Source organism: Lentzea xinjiangensis (genome assembly GCF_900110955.1).
Taxonomy (GTDB): Bacteria; Actinomycetota; Actinomycetes; order Mycobacteriales; family Pseudonocardiaceae; genus Lentzea; species Lentzea xinjiangensis.
In genome coordinates this window covers 21,957-38,696 of the sequence record NZ_FOFR01000001.1, presented here as the reverse complement: position 1 = coordinate 38,696, position 16,740 = coordinate 21,957, and the positions used below count along the sequence as shown (strand labels likewise).

Annotated in this window: 16 protein-coding genes; 7 read left to right on the top strand and 9 right to left on the bottom strand. The window is 69.3% G+C overall.

Annotated features, from left to right (window positions below):
* Positions 1–93: 93 nt before the first annotated feature.
* The 5 genes from glf to BMW88_RS00185 all read left to right on the top strand — a co-directional run bounded on the left by glf (position 94) and on the right by BMW88_RS00185 (position 6,487).
* Positions 94–1,281, top strand: a complete 1,188-nt coding sequence (glf, locus tag BMW88_RS00205; RefSeq protein WP_089949368.1) for a UDP-galactopyranose mutase — start codon at positions 94–96, stop codon at positions 1,279–1,281.
* Positions 1,282–1,288: 7 nt separating this feature from the next.
* On the top strand, positions 1,289–3,160 hold the full coding sequence (locus BMW88_RS00200; protein ID WP_089949367.1) for a glycosyltransferase: 1,872 nt from the start codon (positions 1,289–1,291) through the stop codon (positions 3,158–3,160).
* A 69-nt stretch (positions 3,161–3,229) separates the two neighbouring features.
* Complete coding sequence (locus BMW88_RS00195) at positions 3,230–5,098, top strand: glycosyltransferase (protein WP_089948124.1); 1,869 nt, start codon at positions 3,230–3,232, stop codon at positions 5,096–5,098.
* Between the two features lie 240 nt (positions 5,099–5,338).
* Entirely contained in the window at positions 5,339–6,079 is a 741-nt protein-coding gene (locus BMW88_RS00190) for a glycosyltransferase family 2 protein (RefSeq protein ID WP_245777480.1), read from the top strand.
* Between the two features lie 9 nt (positions 6,080–6,088).
* Complete coding sequence (locus BMW88_RS00185) at positions 6,089–6,487, top strand: DUF2304 domain-containing protein (RefSeq protein WP_089948123.1); 399 nt, start codon at positions 6,089–6,091, stop codon at positions 6,485–6,487.
* A 62-nt stretch (positions 6,488–6,549) separates the two neighbouring features.
* On the opposite strand, the gene BMW88_RS00180 is transcribed toward BMW88_RS00185, so the two are convergent.
* The 8 genes from BMW88_RS00180 to BMW88_RS00145 all read right to left on the bottom strand — a co-directional run bounded on the left by BMW88_RS00180 (position 6,550) and on the right by BMW88_RS00145 (position 13,679).
* Positions 6,550–7,362 carry a carbohydrate ABC transporter permease gene (locus BMW88_RS00180; protein ID WP_089948121.1) on the bottom strand — a complete coding sequence of 271 codons (813 nt, stop codon included), beginning with the start codon at positions 7,360–7,362 and terminating at the stop codon, positions 6,550–6,552.
* Positions 7,359–8,237 carry a carbohydrate ABC transporter permease gene (locus BMW88_RS00175; RefSeq protein ID WP_089948119.1) on the bottom strand — a complete coding sequence of 293 codons (879 nt, stop codon included), beginning with the start codon at positions 8,235–8,237 and terminating at the stop codon, positions 7,359–7,361. Before BMW88_RS00175 ends, BMW88_RS00180 begins: the two co-directional genes overlap by 4 nt.
* Entirely contained in the window at positions 8,234–9,463 is a 1,230-nt protein-coding gene (locus tag BMW88_RS00170; RefSeq protein WP_089948117.1) for an ABC transporter substrate-binding protein, read from the bottom strand. The genes BMW88_RS00175 and BMW88_RS00170 overlap by 4 nt, the downstream gene beginning before the upstream one ends.
* Positions 9,464–9,594: 131 nt before the next feature.
* Positions 9,595–10,497: a galactofuranosyltransferase GlfT1 gene (gene glfT1 / locus BMW88_RS00165; protein WP_089948116.1), complete on the bottom strand. Its 903-nt coding sequence runs from the start codon at positions 10,495–10,497 to the stop codon at positions 9,595–9,597.
* A gap of 3 nt (positions 10,498–10,500) precedes the next feature.
* Positions 10,501–11,301 (bottom strand): galactan export ABC transporter ATP-binding subunit Wzt/RfbE, encoded by an 801-nt coding sequence (gene wzt / locus BMW88_RS00160; protein WP_089948114.1) that lies wholly within the window; start codon positions 11,299–11,301, stop codon positions 10,501–10,503.
* Between the two features lie 20 nt (positions 11,302–11,321).
* Positions 11,322–12,242, bottom strand: a complete 921-nt coding sequence (gene wzm, locus BMW88_RS00155) for a galactan export ABC transporter permease subunit Wzm/RfbD (protein WP_089948113.1) — start codon at positions 12,240–12,242, stop codon at positions 11,322–11,324.
* Between the two features lie 68 nt (positions 12,243–12,310).
* Positions 12,311–13,138, bottom strand: a complete 828-nt coding sequence (locus tag BMW88_RS00150; RefSeq protein ID WP_089948111.1) for a class I SAM-dependent methyltransferase — start codon at positions 13,136–13,138, stop codon at positions 12,311–12,313.
* A gap of 64 nt (positions 13,139–13,202) precedes the next feature.
* Positions 13,203–13,679 (bottom strand): bacterial proteasome activator family protein, encoded by a 477-nt coding sequence (locus BMW88_RS00145; protein WP_245777479.1) that lies wholly within the window; start codon positions 13,677–13,679, stop codon positions 13,203–13,205.
* Positions 13,680–13,770: 91 nt separating this feature from the next.
* Here BMW88_RS00145 and BMW88_RS00140 point away from each other — a divergent pair, with 91 nt between their 5' ends.
* Both BMW88_RS00140 and BMW88_RS00135 read left to right on the top strand, forming a co-directional pair.
* On the top strand, positions 13,771–14,970 hold the full coding sequence (locus BMW88_RS00140) for a cysteine desulfurase-like protein (RefSeq protein WP_089948107.1): 1,200 nt from the start codon (positions 13,771–13,773) through the stop codon (positions 14,968–14,970).
* Between the two features lie 165 nt (positions 14,971–15,135).
* Positions 15,136–15,780 carry a class I SAM-dependent methyltransferase gene (locus BMW88_RS00135; protein ID WP_245777478.1) on the top strand — a complete coding sequence of 215 codons (645 nt, stop codon included), beginning with the start codon at positions 15,136–15,138 and terminating at the stop codon, positions 15,778–15,780.
* Here BMW88_RS00135 and BMW88_RS00130 read toward each other — a convergent pair.
* On the bottom strand, positions 15,764–16,729 hold the full coding sequence (locus BMW88_RS00130) for an NAD(P)H-quinone oxidoreductase (protein ID WP_089948103.1): 966 nt from the start codon (positions 16,727–16,729) through the stop codon (positions 15,764–15,766). The two genes, BMW88_RS00135 and BMW88_RS00130, sit on opposite strands and share 17 nt — an antisense overlap.
* Positions 16,730–16,740 lie beyond the last annotated feature (11 nt).

The window sequence follows — 16,740 nt, the reverse complement described above, 5'->3', positions numbered from 1 at the left end:
CAGCCGATCGTGGGCTTGCGCTTCGCCCGAGACGTCCGGCGCCGCCGGGGGTGGTTGGCGGCACAGGTACCCGGCGGCGTTACCCTCGTGGTCGTGAGCTTCGCAGGTTATGACCTGATTGTCGTCGGTTCCGGATTCTTCGGCCTCACGGTCGCCGAGCGCGCCGCGTCCCAGCTGAACAAGCGGGTGCTGGTGCTGGAGAGGCGTGACCACATCGGTGGCAACGCCTACTCGGAGGCCGAGCCCCAGACAGGGATCGAGGTGCACCGCTACGGTGCCCACTTGTTCCACACGTCGAACAAGCGCGTGTGGGAGTACGTGAACCAGTTCACCGAGTTCACCGGCTACCAGCACCGCGTGTTCGCCATGCACGACGGCCAGGCGTACCAGTTCCCGATGGGCCTCGGCCTGATCTCGCAGTTCGTCGGGCGCTACATGTCGCCGGAGGACGCGAAGGCGTGGGTCGCCGAGCAGGCCGCCGAGATCGACACCAAGGACGCGAAGAACCTCGAGGAGAAGGCGATCTCGCTGGTCGGCCGTCCCCTGTACGAGGCGTTCATCAAGGCTTACACCGCGAAGCAGTGGCAGACCGACCCGAAGGAGCTGCCCGCGGCGGTCATCACCCGCCTGCCGGTGCGCTACAACTTCGACAACCGCTACTTCAACGACACCTACGAGGGCCTGCCGGTCGACGGCTACACCGCGTGGCTCGAGAAGATGGCGGCTCACGAGAACATCGACGTCAGGCTGTCCACGGACTTCTTCGACGTGCGCGACGACATCCCGGCGGGCACGCCGGTCGTCTACACCGGCCCGCTGGACCGCTACTTCGACTACTCCGAGGGCTGGCTCGGCTGGCGCACGCTCGACTTCGAGCAGGAAGTGCTGCCGATCGGCGACTTCCAGGGGACGCCGGTCATGAACTACAACGACGCGGACGTGCCGTTCACGCGCATCCACGAGTTCCGCCACTTCCACCCGGAGCGCGAGTACCCGTCGGACAAGACGGTCATCGTCCGGGAGTTCTCGCGGGCCGCGGAGAAGGACGACGAGCCGTACTACCCGATCAACACGGCCGAGGACCGGGCGAAGCTGGAGCGCTACCGCGAGCTCGCCCGCAAGGAAGCCGCCGAGCGCAACGTCATCTTCGGCGGCCGCCTCGGCACCTACAAGTACCTGGACATGCACATGGCCATCGGTTCGGCGCTGAGCGTGTTCGACAACAAGATCGCTCCGCACCTGGCGTCCGGCCAGGCGCTGGACGGGTCGTTGGAGGACTGAGATGGCGATGCCGGGGAAATCCAACCTCGTGGAACACGAGGCACCGGAGAAACTCCTGACCCAGCGCGGTCTGTTCGCAGGGCCGTCGCCGATCATCTCGGAGGACCTGTACGCCGAGGTGAGGCGCGGTATCGCGGACCGGGAGCGGCACCGCCTGGTGGTGCACCCGAACGCGACCGTCTCGATGAACACCTACTTCGGTCGTTTCCCCGCATCGTATTGGCAGCGGTGGTGCGTGAGCCCCGAGGTCGAGCTCGAGCTCGAGGTGACGGGGTCCGGCCAGCTCTCGCTCGTCGCCTCCGACTCGGAGGGCGAGACCCGCACGGTGTCCGCGGAGAAGGTCGTGGAGGCCCAGGCGCAGGTCGTGCGCCTGAGCACCAAGATCGACAAGTTCACCGACGGCGGTGGGCTGTGGTTCGACGTGGTCACCGGGGACGACTCGCTCACGGTGGAGAACGTCCGCTGGACGGTCGCGCCGCCCAAGACCGTGCGGCCGACCGCGGTCGTCATCTGCACGTTCAACCGCGTCGACGACTGCCTGAACACGCTGGCCGCCATCGCGTCCGACTCGCAGCCGCTCGAGCTGGTCGACACCGTGTACGTCGTCGACCAGGGCTCCGACCCGGTCGAGTCGCGCCCGCGGTTCGCCGAGGTCGCGGCCGAGCTCGGGGCCAAGCTGCGCTACATCCGCCAGCCGAACCTCGGCGGCGCCGGTGGCTTCACCCGCGGTCTCTACGAGGTCACCGAGATCGACCACGCGGAGCACGCGAACGTCCTGTTCATGGACGACGACGTGCTGTGCGAGCCGGAGATCATCATCAGGCTCACCGCGTTCGCGAACCGCACGGCCCACCCGACGATCGTCGGCGGGCAGATGCTCTACCTGCTGCACCCGAACTTCCTGCACGTCGGCGCCGAGTACGCGAACCTCGACACGCTCGCGCCGGGCCAGGTCGTGGAGGGCGCGCTGTTCAACGCCGACCTCACCGGCTACGACGAGGAGACGGGCAAGCGCAACGTCCAGGACAAGCGCGTCGACGCCGGCTACAACGGCTGGTGGTCGTGCCTCATCCCGTCGGAGATCGTCAAGGCGATCGGCTACCCGCTGCCGCTGTTCTTCCAGTGGGACGACATCGAGTACGGCTACCGCGCCCGTGAGCACGGTTTCGCCACCGTCTCGCTGCCGGGCGCCGGCGTGTGGCACGCGGACTTCCACTGGAAGGACTGGGACGACTGGCACAGGTACTTCAACCTGCGCAACGCCCTGATCACCTCCGCGCTGCACAGCCGCTTCGACCCGAAGATGATCGTGCGCGGCATGGCCAAGCAGTTCGCCACGTACATCCTGGGCATGCAGTACGGCCTCGCCGCCACCCAGCTCAAGGCGATCCAGGACTTCCTCGAGGGCCCGGACTTCCTGGCCGACGGCGGCGTGCAGGCGGCGGCGGACATCCGCAAGCTGCGCGCCGAGTTCCCGGAGACCGTGCGGCACCCCGCGTCGGAGATCCCCGGCTTCAAGCCGGGCAGCCTGCCGATGATCAGCGCCGCGCCGTCGCCCAAGCTGATCGCGCCGGTGTTCGTCAAGCGCCTCGTCAACCAGCTCCTCGGCAAGTCCGTGCACGACGCGGGCACCGTTCCCGCCGGTGACGCCGCCTGGTGGCACGTCTCGCTGTTCAACACGGCGGTCGTGACCGACGCGTCGCAGGAAGGCGTGCGGGTGCGCAAGCGGGACAAGGAGCTCGCGGTGCGCCTGTCCAAGCAGGGTGCGAAGGTCTTCCGCGAGCTGTACCGCAGGGCCCCCGAGCTCCAGCGGGCCTACAAGGACGCGATGGGACAGCTCACGAGCCGCGAGACCTGGTCGCGGTTGTACGACCTCTGAGTTCTTTCGACGTTTCTCACGGGCGGTCCGGGTTTCCGGGCCGCCCGGCCACTTGATAGGGGACGGTCAGTGGACCAGAACTGCGTGCTGCAGAGGGTGATCCTGCCCAGGGACGAGGACCCGCTCGACGTCAGGCCGCTCTACCTGGACGAAGCGGACGCGGTGCACTGCCACGTCGCGTCCCGTCGCAGCACCACGGTCCCGCCGTCGGCGAAGGTCTCCTTCGCGACGTACTTCAACGCTTTCCCCGCCTCGTACTGGAAGCGCTGGACGACCGTCGACGAGGTCGTGCTGAAGATGGTCGTGCGCGGCACCGGCCGCATCGACGTCTACCGCTCCCGCCCGTCCGGCGACATCATCCACGTCGCGGGCCGGTACGTCCGCGAGGCGGACGAGTGGACCGACGTCGAGTTCGAGGTGCCGCTCAAGCCGTTCGAGGACGGCGGCTGGATCTGGTTCGACGTCTTCACCGACGACGCGCCGCTGGAGATCCGCGAGGCGGCGTGGACGGTGCGTGAACCGCTGCCGCCGCAGAAGGTCGCCATCGGCATGACGACCATGCGCCCGGTCGACGCGGTGATCGCGTTGCGCGCCCTCGGCGAGGACCCGGCCGTGCTCGACGTGCTCGGCAAGGTCTTCGTGGCCGACCAGGGTGCCGTGAAGGTCCGCGACACCGAGGGCTTCGCGGAGGCGGCGGCCCTGCTCGGCGACAAGCTGGAAGTCATCGAGCAGGACAACCTCGGTGGCTCCGGCGGCTTCACCCGCGGCATGTTCGAGGCGATCGAGCACACCGACGCCGACCAGATCATGCTGATGGACGACGACATCCGGCTGGAGCCGGACGCGGTGCTGAGGTCGAACGCCTTCGCCCGCGCCGCCGCCCAGCCGGTGATCGTCGGCAGCCACATGCTGAACCTGCACTCGCGGGCGCGCCTGCACAGCTTCGCGGAGATCGTCGACCTCAACACGTGCTTCTGGCGCGCGGCGCCGGGTGCGGTGACCGACCACGACTTCTCCACCGACTCGTTGCGCGACACCGCGGCGCTGCACCCGCGGCTCAACGCCACCTACAACGGCTGGTGGATGTGCCTGTTCCCGCGTGAGGTCGTGCGCCGCAGCGGTTACCCGCTGCCGCTGTTCATCAAGTGGGACGACGCCGAGTACTCGTTGCGGGCGCTCGAGCACGGCTTCCCGACCGTGTCGCTGCCCGGCTCCGCGGTGTGGCACATGCCGTGGACCGACAAGAACGACTCGACGGACTGGCAGGCGTACTTCCACACGCGCAACCGCCTGATCCTCGCGGCGCTGCACAGCCCGTACGACGTCAAGGCCGGCATCGTGAAGCACGGCCTGAAGCAGACGCTGCGGCACCTGCTGTCGATGGAGTACTCGACGGTCGCGTTGCAGCAGAAGGCGATCGAGGACTTCATGGCGGGTCCCTCCCTGCTGTTCGACTCGCTGCGCACGGCCCTGCCCGAGGTGCGCAGGCTGCGTGCCGAGTACTCCGACGCGCAGACCCTGCCGTCGGCCCGCGAGTTCCCGCCGCCCACCTTCGACCAGGTGCACGCCGAGGCGATGCTGCGGCCGTCGACGTCGAAGATCACCACGGTCAAGCGGGCCGCGAAGTCGTTGCTGCACAACCTCCGCGAGCCCGCGCCCGACGCGGCGGGCAGGCCGCAGATGAACGTGCCGGCGCTCAGCGCCCGCTGGTCCCTGCTCGGCAACCTCGACAGCGCGACCGTCTCCACCGCCGACGGCACCGCGGTGGCGTTCTACAAGCGCGACCCGAAGGAGTTCCGCGCGCTGGCGGCCAGGGCGGCGCGCAACTACCGCCGCCTCGGCCAGGAGTGGGACCAGCTCAAGCGGGTCTACCGGGCCGCGCTGCCGGAGCTCACGGCCACCGAGTCGTGGCGCAAGGTGTTCGAAGAGCAGAGCTGACAGCCGCCCGGTGGTCCTGCTGCCCGTGCGCCGGGCAGCGGCTGCTCGACGGCCCGCGGGCACCGCTCGGTCGCGTCATGGAGACGTGGCCGCCGGTGCCCGCGCTCACAGCCGGTCACCTGGTGTCGCAGAACGTGTTTTTCCTGCTCAGGACGTCCACAATGGGCGTTTTCCCGGCGCTTGGGCTGGTTCGTCAGGCTGGTTCCCGTGGCTCGTACGTGACTGGTTAGGCTGGTGCTCGTGTCTGACTCGGTCGACTACCGGCGAGTGCTGATCGTTCTGCCGGCTCTCAATGAAGAGCAGAACATCGAAAAGATCATCGCCGAGGTGAAGGCAACCCTGCCCGGCGTCGGCGTGCTCGTCGTCGACGACGGCTCGTCCGACCGCACCTCCCTGCGGGCGCGGGAAAGCGGTGCCCAGGTGGCGCGGCTCGCCGTGAACCTCGGTGTGGGCGGTGCGATGCGCACGGGCTTCCGCTACGCGGTGCGCAACGACTACGACATCGTCGTGCAGGTCGACGCGGACGGCCAGCACAACCCGGCCGACGTGCCGGACCTGCTGCGCAGGCTGGACGACGCCGACCTCGTGATCGGCGCGCGCTTCGCCGGCAAGGGCGACTACAAGGCCCGCGGCCCGCGCAAGTGGGCGATGACGGTGTTCGCGCTCGTGCTGTCGGCGCTGTCGGGGGAGAAGCTCACCGACGTGACCTCGGGCTTCAAGGCAGCCGGTCCCCGCGCGGTGCGGCTCTTCGCCCAGCACTACCCGGCGGAGTACCTCGGCGACACGCTCGAGTCACTGGTCATGGCCGTGCGAGCCGACCTGAAGATCACGCAGGTGCCGGTGGCGATGCGGATGCGGGCGGGCGGCACGCCCTCCACGTCTCCGGTGAAGTCCGCGGTCTACCTGATGCGGGCCACTCTGGCACTGGTGCTCGCCATCGTGCGGCGCAAGCCCAGGATCAACGTCATCGAAGCCGCCTGAGGGGTTGCAGTGTCCGAGTTCCGGTTGTTCGCGGTGCTGATCGCGGCGTTCGTGTTCATCGTCGTGATCGAGATGCTCCGGCGTCGAAAGCTTCGTGAGAAGTACGCGGCGATGTGGCTGTTCGTCAGCTTGGGCGTGGTCTCGCTGGGCGTGATCCCCGGGCTGCCGACGATGCTCTCCGACCTGGTCGGCTTCCAGCTCGCCGCGAACTTCGTGCTCGCCAGTGCCGCGTTCGTGCTGCTCTTCGTCGTGCTGCAACTCTCCAGCGAGGTGGGCCACCTCGAAGAAGAGGTGCGCACGACGGTGGAGGAGATCGCACTGCTGCGCTGTGAGCTGGAGGACGTGCGCGCGAAGCTCGACGAGCGCGTGACCCACGCCGAAGAACAGCTCCTGCGTGGCCGCTCGTAGCCGAGGTCGCCCGGCGGAAGGCCTCCCGCGCGTCTCCGGCGCGCGGGAGGCCTTCTCCTTCCTCACCCCTTCATGCCGGTCTCCACCACGCCGCGCACCAGGAACCGTTGCAGCGCGACGAACACGATCACCAGCGGTGCGACGGACACGGCGGCGGCCAGGAAGAGCTGCCCCACCTCGGTCGACTGCGCCGTGAGGAATGTGGACAGTGCCACCTGCACCGTCCACGAGTCCCGGTCCTGCGCGATCACCAACGGCCAGAGGAACTGGTTCCAGCTCGTCATGAAGGCGATGACGCCGAGGGCGGCGAAGAACCCCTTCGAGTTCGGCACCACCACCCGCCAGTACGTGCCCCAGTGGCCGAGACCGTCCACCCGCGCGGCCTCCTCGACCTCCTTCGGGAAGGTGAGGAAGTACTGCCGGAACAGGAACGTCGTGAACCCGCTGAACAGGCCGGGGACCACCAGGCCGCGCAGGTCGGAGATCCAGCCGAGCGTCGAGACGACCACGAACGTGGGGACGAACGTCACCGCCGCCGGGATCATGAGGGTGGCGATCACCAGGTACAGCACCGCGTTCGCGTACCGGTACGGGATGCGCGCGAGGCCGTAGCCCGCCAGCCCGCACAACAGCAGTTGCCCGGCGGTCTGCAGCACGGCGACCACCACCGAGTTGACCAGGCTGCGCACCAGCGGCACCGCGGGGTTGGCGAACAGGTCCGCGAAGTTCTCCCACCGGACCTCGCCCGGCCAGAAGGTCCACGACGGCGAGGTGATCTCCTGCTCGCTCGCCAACCCGTTGCGCAGCACCAGGTAGAACGGGACCAGGAACAGCGCCGCGGCGATCGACAGCGCCAGGTACCGGGCCGCCCTCATCGCGTGATCACCTTGCCCTGCACCAACGTCACTCCCGCGATGAGCAAGGTGAGGATGACGGCGCCCGCGCTGCCGTGCCCGAAGTCCTGCCCGCCGGAGCCCAGCGCCGTGTAGTAGAGGTAGATCAACGGCGGGCGCGCGAACGGCGGGTATCCGCGGTCCGTGCCCAGCACGTTGTAGAACTCGTCGAACGCCTGGTACGCGGCAATGAGCAGCAACAGCAGCACGGCCACCGATGTCGTGCGTAGCTGCGGCATGGTGATGTACCGGAGCGTCTGCCAGCCCGGCCGGGCTCCGTCGATCCACGCCGCCTCGTACAGGTGCTGCGGTATCCGCTGCAACCCGGCGATGAACAGGATCATGTAGAACCCGAGCTGGAGCCACAGCCGCAGCGTCACGAGCACGAGCCAGTACCAGGGCGGCGAAGTCGACACCGTCCACGCGACCGGCTCGGCGCCGAACCACCCCAGCACCGTGTTCGCGAGCCCGAACCGCACGCCGTTGAAGATCGACAGCTTCCACACCAGTGACGCCACGACGTACGAGCACGCCGTCGGCAGGAAGAACACCGACCGGAAGAACGACTGCATGAAGCCGATCTGGTTCACCAGCAACGCGAGTGCGAGCGCGAGCACGAACGTCAGCGGCACGATGAACGCCGCGAACACGCTGAACGTGCCGAGGCTGCTCAGGAACGGCCCGTCGGTCAGCATGTCGACGTAGTTGCGCAGCCCGACGAACTCGGTGGGCGTCACCGTGTTGCGCGCGTCGAAGAACGACAGCAACAAGCTCCACCCGATCGGCACGTACACGAACACGAGCAGCCCCACCGCGAACGGCCCGACGAACAGCCAGAACGCGCGTCCGTTCCTCATCCGTACAGGCGCTTCAGCTCGTCGCGCGCTTTCTGCGCCGCACCGCGGAGTTCCTGCCCGGCGGGTGCGCCGTCACGCACCACCCGTGACACGGCGTCGTTGAACGCGGTCCGCATCACCTGCGTCCAGTCGGGCGGGTTGGACGCCTTCGCGTTGTCCCGCACGAACTTCACCGCGTCGGCCGCCGCGCCGGAGGTCAGCTTCGACGCCTTCGCCGCGATGCTCTCGCGCGGCGGGATGTGGAAGCCGTAGCTCAGGTTGAAGTCCTCCTGGTAGTCGGTCCGCTCGATCCAGAGCCACCTCACGAACTCCTTGGCCTCGTCGATCCGCTTCGACTTGGCGTTCACCATCGCCCCGAACGCGCCGACCGGCACGCTCGGCCTGCCGCTGTCGGTGAGCTTCGGGAACGGCAGCACCCCGAAGTCGTCGCCGAGCGCTTTCTGCACCGCCGGCACCGCCCACAGCCCGGTCCACTGCATGGCGACGAGCCCCTGCGTGAACGCGTCCGGTTCCGCCCAGTCCTTCACGGCGCCCAGCAGCAGGCTGCCGCTGGTGTGGAGCTCGCGGAGCTTGCCGATCGCGGTCGCCGCCAGGGGGTCGTCGAACCCGACCTGGTGGTCGCGCACGTAGTCGAGGCCCACCGACCACAGCGCGGGCCCGCCCAGCACCGCGCCACCGCCGTCGTTGCCGGCGAAGAGCCCCTTGACGCCGTCCCGGGTGAGGCGCCGGGACGCGTCGATCAGCTCGTCCACCGTCGTCGGTGGCCGCACGCCGGCCCGGTCGAACAGGCTCTTGCGGTAGAACAGCATCTGCATGTCCACCGCCTGCGGGATCCCGTAGATCTTCCCGTCGACGGTGTGCGTCGCGAGGATCGAGGAGGAGAAGTCGTTCTTGGCGTCGCCGACCACGTCGTCGAGCGGCACGAGCTGACCCGCCCGGACCGCGCTGATCTGCGGGGTGGACTCGAAGACGTCGGGCCCGCCGTCGGACAGCAGGCTCGTCGCGAGCTTGGAGTCGTAGTCGCCGGGATTCCACTGCACGTCGACCGGGGTTCGTTGGTACGCCTTGGCGTAGCGCTCCACCGCCTGCTGCACGCCCGGCTCGCCGTACGCGTGGTACCACTGCTTGAGGGCCTGGCCGTCGCCGCCCCTGCCGGTGTTCGAGCCGCACGCGGCGAGCAACGCGCTCGCGCCCGCCAGCGAAAGAAGTCTGCGTCGGGAGATCACGCGTCCCGTCTTACTCCGATCACCGGCGGTGCGCGAGTGGTTACCCGAAGTGCGGGACCGTGTCGCGGAAGCTTGACGAGCACGAAAAAAGGGCGGCCCTGCCGAAGCGGGACCGCCCTTTTCTCGTCGGATCACTTGCGGAAGAAGCGCTCCCGCTGACCGAGGCGCACGAGCTTCAGCCACTCGACGAACGCCTTCGGGTCCCGCTTCACCGCGAGGAAGTACAGGCCGAACCGGAACACCTCGAGGGCGCCCAGCTTGCGCATCCCCGGCTGCGACAGCAGGTAGCCGCGGTTGCGGTAGGTGTAGTAGCGCTTGACCGGGTTCTCCGGGTCCTGCGCGTGGAACTTGCCGCCCAGCATCGGCTTGAACTCGTCGGAGCCGTCCGGGTGGACGTAGGCGACCCGCAGCGACGTGCCGAACGGCAGGCCGGAGCGGACCATCCTGCGGTGGATCTCCACCTCGTCGCCGCGGAAGAACAGCCGGTAGTCCGGCACGCCGACCACGTCGAGCGTCGAGGCGCGGAACAACGCGCCGTTGAACAGCGAGGCGATGCCCGGCAGGAAGTCGGCCCCGAGGTCGGCGGCCGAGCGCTTCCACGTGAGGCCGCGGCGCAGCGGGAACGCGAGCTTGTCCGGGCTGTCGATGTTCGTGACGACCGGGGAGATCTCGGCGAGCTTGCGGCGCTCGGCCTCCTCCAGCAGCACGGCCAGCACGTTCTCGTCCGCCGGGCGGCCGTCGTCGTCCGCGAGCCACACCCAGTCCGCGCCCAGCGAGAGCGCGTGCAGGATGCCGAGCGCGAAACCGCCGGCGCCGCCGAGGTTGCGGTGCGACGGCAGGTAGGTCGTGGGAAGCGGGCACTGCTCGACGAGGTCGTCCACCGGCTGGTCGGGCCCGTTGTCGACGACGACCAGGTGATCGGGGACGCGCGTCTGCGTGGCGAGTGCCTTCAACGACTCGGCCAGCAGCTCCCTGCGGTGGCGGGTGACCACCACCGCGACGACGGAGCCCTTGGGCAGTGCCTCGAGGTTCACGGTCTACTCGCCGCCATTTCCACTGAGGACGGGGGTTTCGTTGTGCACGTGCATCCGCTCGAACGGGTCGAAGCCCTTGTACGCGGTGAGCACCTCGCGCAGGCCGCCGTGCATCTTCACGTGGCCTTCATCCATCCAGATCGCCGTGTCGCAGAACTCCGCGAGGAACTCGTCGGAGTGGTTCGCGAACACCAGCAGGCCGGAACGGGCCACCAGGTCCTTGAGCCGGTCGCGGGCCTTGGCCATGAACGCCGCGTCGACCGCGCCGATGCCCTCGTCGAGCAGGAGGATCTCGGGGTTGATCGACGTGACCACGCCCAGCGCCAGGCGGACGCGCATGCCGGTGGAGTAGGTGCGCAACGGCATCTGCAGGTAGTCACCGAGCTCGGTGAACTCCGCGATGTCGTCGACGCGGGTCTCCATCTGCTTGCGGCTCATGCCGAGGAAAAGGCCGCGGATCATGATGTTCTCGTACCCGGAGATCTCCGGGTCCATGCCCACGCCGAGGTCGAAGACCGGCGCCACCTTGCCGACGATGCGCGAGCGGCCGCGCGTCGGCTCGTAGATGCCGGCGAGCAGGCGCAGCAGCGTGGACTTGCCGGCGCCGTTGTGGCCGACCAGGCCGACGCGGTCGCCGTCCTTGAGCGACAGCGAGATGTCGTGCAGCGCCTCGATGATCGGCACCCGGCCCTCCGAGCCGATCTTGCCGCCGACCTTGCCGAGCGCCAGCTTCTTCAGCGACCTCGACTTCGCGTCGAAGATCGGGAAGTCGACCGATGCGTTCCAGACGTCGATGCTGACCATGATCCTCGTCGACCTCCTTCTCAGACCCAGTAGGAAACGCGGGCGCGGTAGTTGCGCAGGATGACCATCGCGAGCAGCCAGCCGAGGACGGTGAAGCCGCCGACGATCGCCCAGTGGTGCCAGTCGACCGCGTGGCCGAGCAGCGGGGCCCGGACGACCTCGACGAAGTGGTACACGGGGTTGAGCTCGGCGATGAGGATGCGCCAGTCGCCGTCGCCGCCACTGCCACCGGTGACGCGCTGCAGCACACCCGCGTCCCACACGATCGGGGTCATGAAGAACACGAGGTTGATGAAGCTGTTCACGACCGGCGGGATGTCGCGGAAGCGGGTGCTGATGACGCCGAACAGCAGCGAGATCCACACCGCGTTGACCGCGAGCAGCACGAAGCCGGGGATCGCGAGGACGACGGTCCAGCTCAGGCCGGGGTGCACCGGGCCGTTCTCGCTGATCCGGTACTCGTGGTTGAGCGAGGTGAAGAAGATCGCGAGCACGACCGCGTAGACCACGAGGTTGTGCAGCAGGAAGAGCACCTGGCGCCACACCATCCGCATGACGTGGACCGTGATCGGCGCGGGCAGGTGCTTGATGAGCCCCTCGTTCGCGATGAACACGTCGGTGCCCTCGGTGACGCAGCCGACGATGAAGTTCCAGACGATGAAGCCGACCGTCACGTACGGCAGGAACGTCGAGACCTCGGTTTTGAACAGCACCGAGTACAGGAGGCCGAGCGCGAGGGCGGTGGTGCCCATCGAGATCGTGATCCACAACGGTCCGATGACCGAGCGCCGGTAGCGCTGCTTGATGTCCTGCCAGCCGAGGTGACCCCACAGTTCGCGGTGGTCCCACGCCTCCCGCACATCGGCGAACGCGCGCTTGAAGCTGCGCGACTTCGTGGCAGGAGGCGCCTCGGGGTGCTCGGGCGTACTGGTGGCTTGCACGAGGACTGAGCGTACCGGCGTCAGTTTCGGGTCTTGCTCACCGGTGGGTCACGGTGCGGTCACCTGGCTCAGACCGCGGTCACCTTGACGATGACCTGCTCGTGGTCGTAGGTGTACCCGAGGTAGTCGAACTCGATGCCGTGCGCCTCGACGTGCTCCATCCACGCCTTGTGCTCGTGCTCCTGCCACTGCGGGTAGTTGAAGTACTCGTCGAAGACGATGACGCTGCCCGCCACCAGCCGGGGTCCGACCAGGTCGAGCACGGTCTTGGTGGAGGAGTACAGGTCGCAGTCGACGTGCAGGAACGTCACCGGCCCCTGGTGGGACTCGAGGAACTCCGGCAGCGTCTCGTCGAACCAGCCGGGGACGAGCTCGGCGCCGGGCACGTCCGGCAGGCCGTCCATGGTGAACGTGCCCGCCGGGAAACCGTTGCGCCAGTCCTCCGGCAGGCCCTCGAACGAGTCGAAGCCGTAGACCTCGCCGTCGCGGGCGTTGGCGATGATCTTGAGCGTGCCGCCCGTGTAGACGCCGAACTCGAGCGCCATGCCTTCCCGCGGGGCGTGGGCGAGCGCGTGCTCCAGCGTCTGCTGCGGCGTGCCGAAGTGCGGGACCCGCGGCATGTGCTCCCGCACGAACCGGGCGCTCTGCAGCGCGGCCTCCTGGTCGGCGGCGAACACGATGTCGCGGCGGGTCCGCACCTCCTGCGCCACGGCGTGGTCGACGATCCGGTTCGCCTGGTGCGCCAGCTCGTCGCGCAGGCCGTCGAGCTGCACCTGCAGGCGTTCGATCTGCTCGCGTTGCGGCGCGATGGCGTCCTGGACCAGTTCGATCGCCTTGACGCGCAGCTTGTGGCGAAGCTGTTTGGCTCGCAGGCCACGGCGGACACGCTCGAGCACGGCGGCTCCTCTCCGAAAGTTCAGCGCATCGTAGAGCCACCTTCACCCGATCGTGCCGAGACGTCTAGAGGTATTGCCCCGTTCCCTTGCCGCCGACGCCGCCCTCGTGCGCCTCGCCGGCACCACCGGCGGGCAGCGCGCGGCCGCGCATCTGCTCCAGTTGCGCCCGCGCCGCCATCTGCTGGGCGAACAACGCCGTCTGGATGCCGTGGAAGAGACCCTCCAGCCAGCCGACGAGCTGGGCCTGCGCGATCCGCAGCTCGGCGTCGGAGGGGGTGCCCTCCTCGGTGAACGGCAGCGAGAGGCGCTCCAGCTCGTCGCGCAGCTCCGGCGCGAGACCGTCCTCGAGCTCCTCGATCGACCTCTTGTGGATCTCCTTGAGGCGGTTGCGGCTCGCCTCGTCCAGGGGCGCCGTCCGCACCTCCTCCAGCAACTGCTTGATCATCGTGCCGATCCGCATGACCTTCGCCGGCTGCTCGACCATGTCGGTGATGTCGCCGTCCTGGCCACCGACGATCACGACGGGCTGCTCCTGGTTCATGGTCTCCATCCTCGCGTGTTCGTGCCTTCGTGGGTTAGCCGGGTGGGGGCTGGCTGACACCGTGTTTGCATTCATACGTACGGTGTGGGGCATGGCGTTCGACGTCGCACGGGTACGAGGGCTCTTCCCCGCGCTCGGCGACGGCTGGGTCCACCTGGACGCACCCGCCGGCATGCAGGTGCCCGAACAGGTCGCCACCGCCGTCTCCACCGCGCTGCGCGCCCCGGTCTCCGGCCCCGGTGGCATCTTCCCGGCTTCCCAGCGAGCCCAGGGCATCGTGGACGCGGCCCGCAGAGCCGTCGCGGACCTCGTCGGCGCCGACCCGGCCGGTGTCGTGCTGGGTCCGTCGTCCGCCGTGATGCTGCAACGGCTCGCCGACGCGATGACCGACGACTGGTTCATGGGCGACGAGGTCCTCGTGTCCCGGCTCGACCACCCGGCCAACATCGCGCCGTGGCTGCGCGCGACCCAGCGCACCGGCAGCGCGGTCAAGTGGGCGGAGGTGGACATCGAGACGTGCGAGCTGCCGAGCTGGCAGTACGACGAGCTCGTCACCGACCGCACCAAGCTGATCGCCATCACCGCGGCGTCCGGCGTCGTGGGCACCCGGCCGGACCTGGGCAAGATCTCCGCGGTGGCCCGCGCGCACGGTGCGTTGATGGTGGTGGACGCGTCCTCGGCGGCTCCCTTCGTGCCGTTGGACATCGTTGGCATGGGCGCGGACGTGGTCGCCCTGTCCGCCGGCCAGTGGGGTGGCCCGCCGGTGGGGGCGCTGGTGTTCCGCGACCCGGCGATGCTGGAGCGGCTGCCGTCGTGCTCGGTCGACCCGACCGCCCGCGGCCCCGAGCGGCTGGAGCTCGGCCCGCACGCGTACCCGATGCTCGCCGGTCTCGTCGCGTCCGTGGAGTACCTCGCGGACCTGGACGACGCCGCGACGGGCACGCGCCGGGAGCGCCTGCTCACGTCGCTGGGGTCGGTGAAGGCCTACCAGGCCGGGCTGCTCGCCAACCTCATCAACGAGCTGCGCTCGCTGCGGCACGTGATGGTGATCGGCGACGCCATGCGCCGGGTGCCCGCGCTGGCGTTCACGATCGCCGGGGTCAAGGCGGAGGACGGCGTCGAGCACCTGGCCTCGCGAGGTGTCTGCGCGTTCGCCGATCCCGGCAGGTACGGGGTGTTCTCCGTGCTGGGCGTCGGCGAGGTCGGCGGCGCGATCCGCGTCGGGCTCGCGCACTACACGAACGCCGTCGAGGTGGACGACCTCGTGCGAGCGGTGGCCGAGCTGGGCTAGTGGTGCGACCCGGAAGGTTGGCGGTGAATTCACGCCCGGCAGGACGCTCGCGGCGGCGTCGCCCGGTAAGAAGACGCGGGGACGGCCTCACGGCACGTCCTCATGACCGCGACTTCGCACGGCACGCCCGGGCCACCCGCCACGAGAACTCTGGGAGATCACCCGTTGGACGACTCGCTCGCTCGCGAGCTCGCTGATCTCTCGGCCCTGCGGCGCCTCGGCTCGCTCGACACGGAGTACCTGCCGTCGACACCCGGCGACCTGCGGCCGGCGGCGCTGGCCGCGGTGATGGACGAGGTCGTGCTCGGTGCCCGGACCGTCCTGGTCGAGCTCGGCTGCGGTTCCTCCTCCGTCCTGCTGGCCCGGTTGCTGCACCAGCGCGGGTTCGGCCACCTGCTGTCTATCGAGCACGACGAACGCACGGCGGCATTCGTCGCCTCGCAGCTCCGCCGGGAAGGCCTGGGGTCGGTCGCCCGCGTCGTGCACGCGCCGTTGTCGCGGCATCCGGCGGCGTTGTCGCGCCACGGCCAGTGGTACGCGCCGCAGCAGGTGTACGACGAGGTGCTCGCGTACGTCGACCGGTTCGGTCTGGTGGACCTGCTGCTCGTGGACGGGCCGGGGCTCGGCGACTCGCGCTACCCCGCGCTGCCCGTCCTGCGCGGGGTGCTGGCGCCGGGCGCGACCGTGCTGGCCGACGACGTGGACCGGCCCGACGAGCAGGCCGTGCTGACGCGGTGGTCCGAGGAGTTCGGGCTGGAGTTCCGGACGGCTCCCCGGACCTCGCTGGCTGCCGCTACCGCTCTCGCCTGAGCAGGACCTTGCCGAAGACGTCGCCCTCGTCGAGCAGCCGGTGGGCCCGTGCCGCGTCCGCCATCGGCACGACCTCGCCGACGACCGGCCGCACCGCGCCGCTGCCGACCAACGGCCACAGGTGCTCGCGGACCTGGGCCACGATCGCGCCCTTGCTCTCGACCGACCGCCCGCGCAGCCCGGTCGCCATCACCATCGCGCGCTTGGTGAGCAGCTTGCCGATCGGCAGCTCGCCCTTCGCGCCGCCCTGCATGCCGATGATCATCAACCGGCCGTCCGGCGCGAGCACGTCGATGTTGCGGCCCAGGTAGGCGGCACCCATGTTGTCGAGCACCACGTCGGCCTGCCCCACCTCGGCGACGAAGTCCTGGGACCTGTAGTTGACGGTGATGTCCGCCCCCAGCTCCGCGCACCTCGCGAGCCGCTCAGCGGACCCGGCGGTGACCGCGACGGTCGCGCCGAGCGCCTTGGCGACCTGGATCGCGTGCGTGCCGATGCCGCCCGCGCCGCCGTGCACGAGGAACGTCTCGCCTAGCTTGAGCCGGCCGTCCATTACGACGTTCGACCACACCGTGCACGCTACCTCCGGCAGCGCGGCCGCCGTCACCACGTCGACGCCCGCAGGCAGCGGGAGGACCTGCGGCGCGGGCACGACGACCTGCTCCGCGTAGCCACCGCCGGCGAGCAACGCGCACACCTCGTCGCCGACGTTCCAGCCCGCCACCCCTTCGCCGAGTGCCGCGATCGTGCCGGAGCACTCCAGCCCGATGACGTCCGACGCGCCCTTCGGCGGCGGGTAGAGCCCTTGCCGTTGCAGGAGATCCGCGCGGTTGACCGCGCTCGCGGCGACGTCGATCAGCACCTCACCCGGTCCGGGGGCGGGGTCGGGGACCTCCGTCCACTCGAGCACGTCCGGGCCGCCGGGTTCGCGAACAGTGATGGCACGCATACAGTCGACCG

Bases quoted from the DNA above. Each gene is read 5' to 3' on its own strand.
- BMW88_RS00140 (WP_089948107.1), top strand. From the start codon at position 13,771: ATGGCGTTCGACGTCGCACGGGTACGAGGGCTCTTCCCCGCGCTCGGC.
- BMW88_RS00145 (WP_245777479.1), bottom strand. From the start codon at position 13,679: ATGAACCAGGAGCAGCCCGTCGTGATCGTCGGTGGCCAGGACGGCGAC.
- BMW88_RS00175 (WP_089948119.1), bottom strand. From the start codon at position 8,237: ATGAGGAACGGACGCGCGTTCTGGCTGTTCGTCGGGCCGTTCGCGGTG.
- wzt (WP_089948114.1), bottom strand. From the start codon at position 11,301: ATGGTCAGCATCGACGTCTGGAACGCATCGGTCGACTTCCCGATCTTC.
- BMW88_RS00200 (WP_089949367.1), top strand. From the start codon at position 1,289: ATGCCGGGGAAATCCAACCTCGTGGAACACGAGGCACCGGAGAAACTC.
- BMW88_RS00180 (WP_089948121.1), bottom strand. From the start codon at position 7,362: ATGAGGGCGGCCCGGTACCTGGCGCTGTCGATCGCCGCGGCGCTGTTC.
- BMW88_RS00130 (WP_089948103.1), bottom strand. From the start codon at position 16,729: ATGCGTGCCATCACTGTTCGCGAACCCGGCGGCCCGGACGTGCTCGAG.